Annotated in this window: 4 protein-coding genes; all 4 read left to right on the top strand. The window is 46.0% G+C overall.

Annotated elements, in window-relative coordinates:
- Positions 1-1,388: FAD-binding protein (locus ACP45E_RS09560; protein WP_069584934.1), on the top strand; the 1,388-nt coding region annotated here is incomplete at its 5' end.
- A gap of 15 nt (positions 1,389-1,403) precedes the next feature.
- Positions 1,404-2,117 carry a succinate dehydrogenase iron-sulfur subunit gene (locus ACP45E_RS09555; protein ID WP_017033168.1) on the top strand — a complete coding sequence of 238 codons (714 nt, stop codon included), beginning with the start codon at positions 1,404-1,406 and terminating at the stop codon, positions 2,115-2,117.
- Positions 2,118-2,206: 89 nt separating this feature from the next.
- On the top strand, positions 2,207-5,032 hold the full coding sequence (gene sucA / locus ACP45E_RS09550; protein WP_017033167.1) for a 2-oxoglutarate dehydrogenase E1 component: 2,826 nt from the start codon (positions 2,207-2,209) through the stop codon (positions 5,030-5,032).
- Between the two features lie 28 nt (positions 5,033-5,060).
- Positions 5,061-5,494 (top strand): biotin/lipoyl-containing protein (locus ACP45E_RS09545; RefSeq protein ID WP_198927708.1); only part of this gene is annotated, 434 nt, incomplete at its 3' end.

The raw sequence follows: 5,494 nt of genomic DNA, 5'->3' as shown, positions 1-5,494 counted from the left end.
GTGGTGAGCAAGCCGCTCGTACCGCAGCAGCAGCAGACCGTACGGGTCACGCTTTACTTCACACCTTATACCAGCAAAATATTAAGCACGAGACCACCATTTTTTCAGAATGGTACGCGCTTGATTTAGTGAAAAATGAAGATGGCGCTATTTTAGGCACCACAGCTTTGTGCATGGAAACAGGCGAAGTCTGCTACTTTAAAGCCAAAGCAACCATACTGGCGACAGGTGGTGCGGGGCGTATCTACGCGTCAACGACAAATGCACATATTAACACTGGTGACGGCGTAGGTATGGCTATCCGTGCGGGTGTACCAATGCAAGATATTGAAATGTGGCAGTTCCACCCAACAGGGATAGCTGGCGCAGGTACATTGGTGACTGAAGGTTGTCGTGGAGAAGGTGGCTATCTTTTAAATAATGATGGTGAGCGCTTCATGGAGCGTTATGCACCGAATGCAAAAGATCTAGCTGGTCGAGACGTTGTTGCTCGCTCAATGATGATTGAGATTCGTGAAGGTCGAGGATGCGATGGACCTTGGGGACCACATATCAAGCTTAAACTCGATCACTTAGGTAAAGAGACGTTAGAGTCGCGCTTACCGGGTGTTTGTGAGTTATCTCGTACGTTTGCACACGTTGATCCGGTTAAAGAGCCTATTCCAGTGATCCCGACTTGTCATTACATGATGGGTGGTATTCCGACTCAAGTATCAGGTCAGGCAATCAAGCAAGACGCTAACGGTGCTGATGTTGAAGTCCAAGGCTTATTTGCATGTGGTGAAATTGCTTCAGTATCTGTCCATGGCGCAAACCGTTTAGGTGGTAACTCACTACTTGATTTGGTTGTATTCGGTCGTGCGACGGGGCTTCATCTGGGTGAAACTCTTAGAAAGCAGGAAGAAGCTAAACCAGCAACAGATGAAGACATTGCTCGTTCACTTGAGCGATACAATCGTTGGGAAAACAGTACTGATGGTGAAGACCCTGCTGTTATCCGCAAAGATTTGCAGCAATGCATGCAAAATAACTTCTCGGTATTCCGTGAAGGCGATGCGATGGCAAACGGCTTGGAAGAGCTGAAAGCGATCAGAGAACGTCTGAACAATGCTTATTTATCTGATAAGTCTACAGAGTTTAATACCCAACGTATTGAGTGTCTTGAGCTTGAAAACTTAATGGAAACCGCTTTTGCTACTGCGGTTGCGGCGAATTTCCGAACTGAAAGTCGTGGTGCTCATGCACGATATGACTTCCCTGATCGTGATGATGCAGAGTGGTTGTGCCATTCCCTTTACAACCCAGAGACAGAAAGTATGTCAAAACGTGGTGTAAATATGGAACCTGTACATCGTGAAGCATTTCCACCGAAAGCTAGAACGTACTAAGGAGAGGCCCCGATTATGAAATTGAATTTCTCTTTGTATCGTTACAACCCGGATACAGACCAAAAGCCTTACATGAAGGACTACGTGTTGGAAGTCGAAGATGGCTCAGACATGATGGTCCTTGATGCGCTTATCTTACTTAAAGAGCAAGACCCAAGCATATCGTTCAGACGTTCATGTCGAGAAGGTGTATGTGGCTCCGATGGCGTAAATATGAATGGCAAAAACGGGTTAGCATGTATTACTCCTTTGTCAGATTTATCTGCGAAAGGAACCATAGTCATACGCCCATTGCCAGGATTGCCGGTTGTTCGCGACTTGGTTGTGGATATGACACAGTTTTACGACAACTACTCTAAAGTTAAGCCATTCCTAGTGACTGATGGTAATTTACCGCCGTCACGTGAGAATTTGCAAAGCCCGGATGAGCGTGCACATTTAGATGGTTTATACGAGTGTATTATGTGTGCTTGTTGTACTACATCTTGCCCTTCATTTTGGTGGAACCCAGACAAGTTTATTGGTCCAGCAGGGTTACTGGCCGCGTATCGTTGGTTAATTGATAGCCGAGATACTGCAACGGATGAACGTTTATCGAATCTTGACGATGCGTTTAGCGTTTTTCGTTGCCATGGCATCATGAATTGTGTAAGTGTTTGTCCTAAAGGATTAAATCCTACGAAGGCTATTGGTCATATTAAGACTATGTTAGTCAATCGTTCGGTTTAAATTAATAAGATTGTCGCCCTAGGATTAGGGCGACAGACAGTCGATCTATAGGTCGACGTAAACGTGAAAACTACTGGTTAAGGGAAAATATGCACAACGGCGTGATGAAGGCATGGCTCGAGTCTTCACACTTGGCTGGCGCCAATGCGACTTATGTAGAAGAACTCTACGAAACGTATCTAAGTGATCCCGATCTGGTAAGTGAGGAGTGGAAACGTGTGTTTGAAGATTTGCCTGTGCAATCTTCAGAAGTGGTTGAACAACCGCATTCACGTGTCCGTGATTACTTCCGTCGGCTTGCTCAAGAGACTAAGCATTACAATGTCCAAGTTAGTGATCCTGATGTCGATGTTAAACAAGTAAAAGTACTGCAGCTTATTAATGCGTTCCGTTTTCGAGGGCATCAAGCTGCGAACCTAGACCCCCTAGGTTTATGGGTTAGGCCTGCAGTCCCAGATCTCGACCCTTCTTTCCACCATCTTACCGAAGAAGACTTTGATGAAACATTCAATGTCGGTTCTTTTGCTATCGGGCAAGAGACGATGGTCCTCAAAGATCTCTATAAAGCACTGAAGCAGACCTATTGTGGTTCAATTGGTGCTGAATACATGCACATGACAAATACAGAACAAAAACGTTGGATTCAACAACGTTTGGAATCTGTGTCGGGTCAGCCTTCTTTTAACCTTGAAGAGAAACGTGATTTTCTTGAAGAGCTAACCGCTGCTGAAGGGTTAGAGCGTTACTTGGGGGCTAAATTCCCAGGAGCGAAACGCTTTTCTCTTGAAGGTGGTGACGCTTTAATCCCGATGACGAAAGAATTGATTCGTCATGCTGGTGGTCAAGGCATGAGAGAAGTTGTTATCGGAATGGCTCACCGTGGCCGCCTGAACATGTTAGTTAATGTTCTGGGTAAAAAACCTCAAGATTTATTTGATGAGTTTGCCGGTAAACATGATGATACATGGGGCACGGGGGATGTTAAGTATCACCAAGGGTTTTCAGCGGACTTCGCTACACCTGGTGGCAATGTCCACTTAGCATTGGCCTTTAACCCATCTCACCTTGAAATCGTTAATCCAGTGGTTATCGGTTCGGTTCGAGCTCGTCAAGATCGCCTAAATGACAAAGATGGAAGCGTCGTTCTTCCTATTACTGTCCATGGTGATTCTGCAATTGCAGGGCAGGGTGTTGTGCAAGAGACGTTTAACATGTCTCAAACCCGTGGCTTCCGCGTTGGTGGTACGGTGAGAATTGTCGTGAATAACCAAGTGGGTTTCACTACTTCGAACCCTCGCGACACACGTTCTACCATGTACTGTACTGATATTGCGAAAATGGTACAGGCTCCAATTTTCCATGTTAATTCTGATGATCCTGAAGCGGTCGCTTTCGTTGCTCGCTTAGCTCTTGATTATAGAAATGAATTTAAACGCGACGTTGTGATTGAGTTGGTGTGTTATCGACGCCATGGTCACAATGAAGCGGATGAACCAAACGCCACCCAACCCTTGATGTATCAAAAGATCAAAAAGCACCCAACTCCACGTAAGCTCTATGCTGATGTGTTGATTGACCGAGGCGAGTTCGATATCGAAACCGCGACTGAGTTAGTGAATGGGTACCGCGATGCACTTGATCACGGCGAAGTTGTCGTGAAAGAGTGGCGTCCAATGGCGCTTCATTCTGTCGACTGGTCCCCATATCTTGGTCATGACTGGGATATCGATTGGGATAGTAAAATTGATGTCGAGCGTTTGAGAGACCTAGGTAACCGAATTTGTCAGTACCCGGAAAGTCATAAGCTACAAAGTCGAGTGAATAAGCTTTACAACGACCGCTTAGCGATGGTGAGTGGTGAAAAACGCGTTGACTGGGGCATGGCTGAAACAATGGCTTATGCAACCCTGGTTGATGATGGTAAGCGTATCCGTATTTCAGGGCAGGACTCTGGCCGCGGAACTTTCTTCCACCGTCATGCTGTACTGCACAACCAAACCGATGCGAGTACCTACATCCCATTAGATAACGTTCACGATAAACAAGGTCCATTCCAAGTATTTGACTCTGTTTTATCTGAAGAAGCGGTACTGGCCTTTGAGTATGGTTACGCAACGGCTGAACCTGGTGGTTTGACGCTTTGGGAAGCGCAATTTGGTGATTTTGCCAATGGTGCTCAAGTTGTTATCGATCAATTCATCTCTTCTGGTGAGCAAAAATGGGCACGTTTGTGTGGCCTAACCATGTTGCTACCTCATGGATATGAAGGGCAGGGCCCAGAACACTCGTCCGCACGTTTAGAGCGTTACTTGCAATTATGTGCTGAACAAAACATGCAGATCGTCGTACCGTCTACACCGGCTCAGGTTTACCACATGATTAGACGTCAAGTGGTACGTCCGATGCGTCGTCCGTTGATCGTCATGTCACCTAAATCCTTGCTGCGTCATCCCCTATGTACTTCTTCTTTTGAAGATCTTGCTGAGGGAACTTTCCAATCGGCGATTGGGGAAGTGGATGAACTAGAAGCGTCTAACGTTAAGCAGGTCGTCTTCTGTTCGGGTAAGGTTTATTACGACTTACTCGCTCAACGTAGAAATAATGAGCAAGAGGATGTCGCTATTGTACGGATAGAGCAATTGTACCCATTCCCATTAGAGGATGTGCAGGCAGCAATTGCTCCTTATTCAAATGCAAAAGAATTTGTTTGGTGTCAAGAAGAGCCGCAAAACCAAGGGGCTTGGTACAGTAGCCAGCATAATTTCTTATCGGCAATACCTACTGATGCGAAGCTACGATATACAGGTAGACCTGCTTCAGCGTCACCGGCCGTTGGTTATATGTCGGTGCACCTGAAACAGCAAAAAGCGTTAGTTGACGATGCTTTGACCATCAACCCAAAAGTTTCGAATTAAGAACTAGAAGTAAAAGGAAGACACGAATATGACTATTGAAATTCTGGTTCCAGACTTACCTGAATCAGTAGCAGACGCAACGGTAGCAACATGGCACAAACAGCCAGGCGAAGCGGTTGCGCGCGACGAAGTAATTGTAGACATTGAAACCGATAAAGTGGTTCTAGAAGTACCGGCTCCTGAAGCGGGTATATTAGAAGCCATCATCGAAGAAGAAGGTGCTACGGTACTATCAAAGCAGCTTATTGCTCGACTCAAGCCAGGTGCTGTAGCGGGTGAGCCGACATCGGATACGACCGATGAAACAGAAGCATCGCCTGACAAACGTCATAAAGCTTCATTAACGGATGAAAATAACGACGCACTTAGCCCTGCTGTACGTCGCTTGCTAGCAGAACATAGCTTGGAAGCGTCTCAGGTTAAAGGTACGGGTGTGGGTGGTCGTATTACACGTGAAGACAT

Source organism: Vibrio genomosp. F10 str. 9ZD137, from assembly GCF_049974785.1.
GTDB lineage: Bacteria > Pseudomonadota > Gammaproteobacteria > Enterobacterales > Vibrionaceae > Vibrio.
The sequence above is the reverse complement of the archived record's forward strand: the minus strand, read 5'-3'. Positions and strand labels throughout refer to the sequence as shown.

Coding starts and splice junctions, on each gene's coding strand:
- ACP45E_RS09555 (WP_017033168.1), top strand. CDS start 1,404: ATGAAATTGAATTTCTCTTTGTATCGTTACAACCCGGATACAGACCAA.
- sucA (WP_017033167.1), top strand. CDS start 2,207: ATGCACAACGGCGTGATGAAGGCATGGCTCGAGTCTTCACACTTGGCT.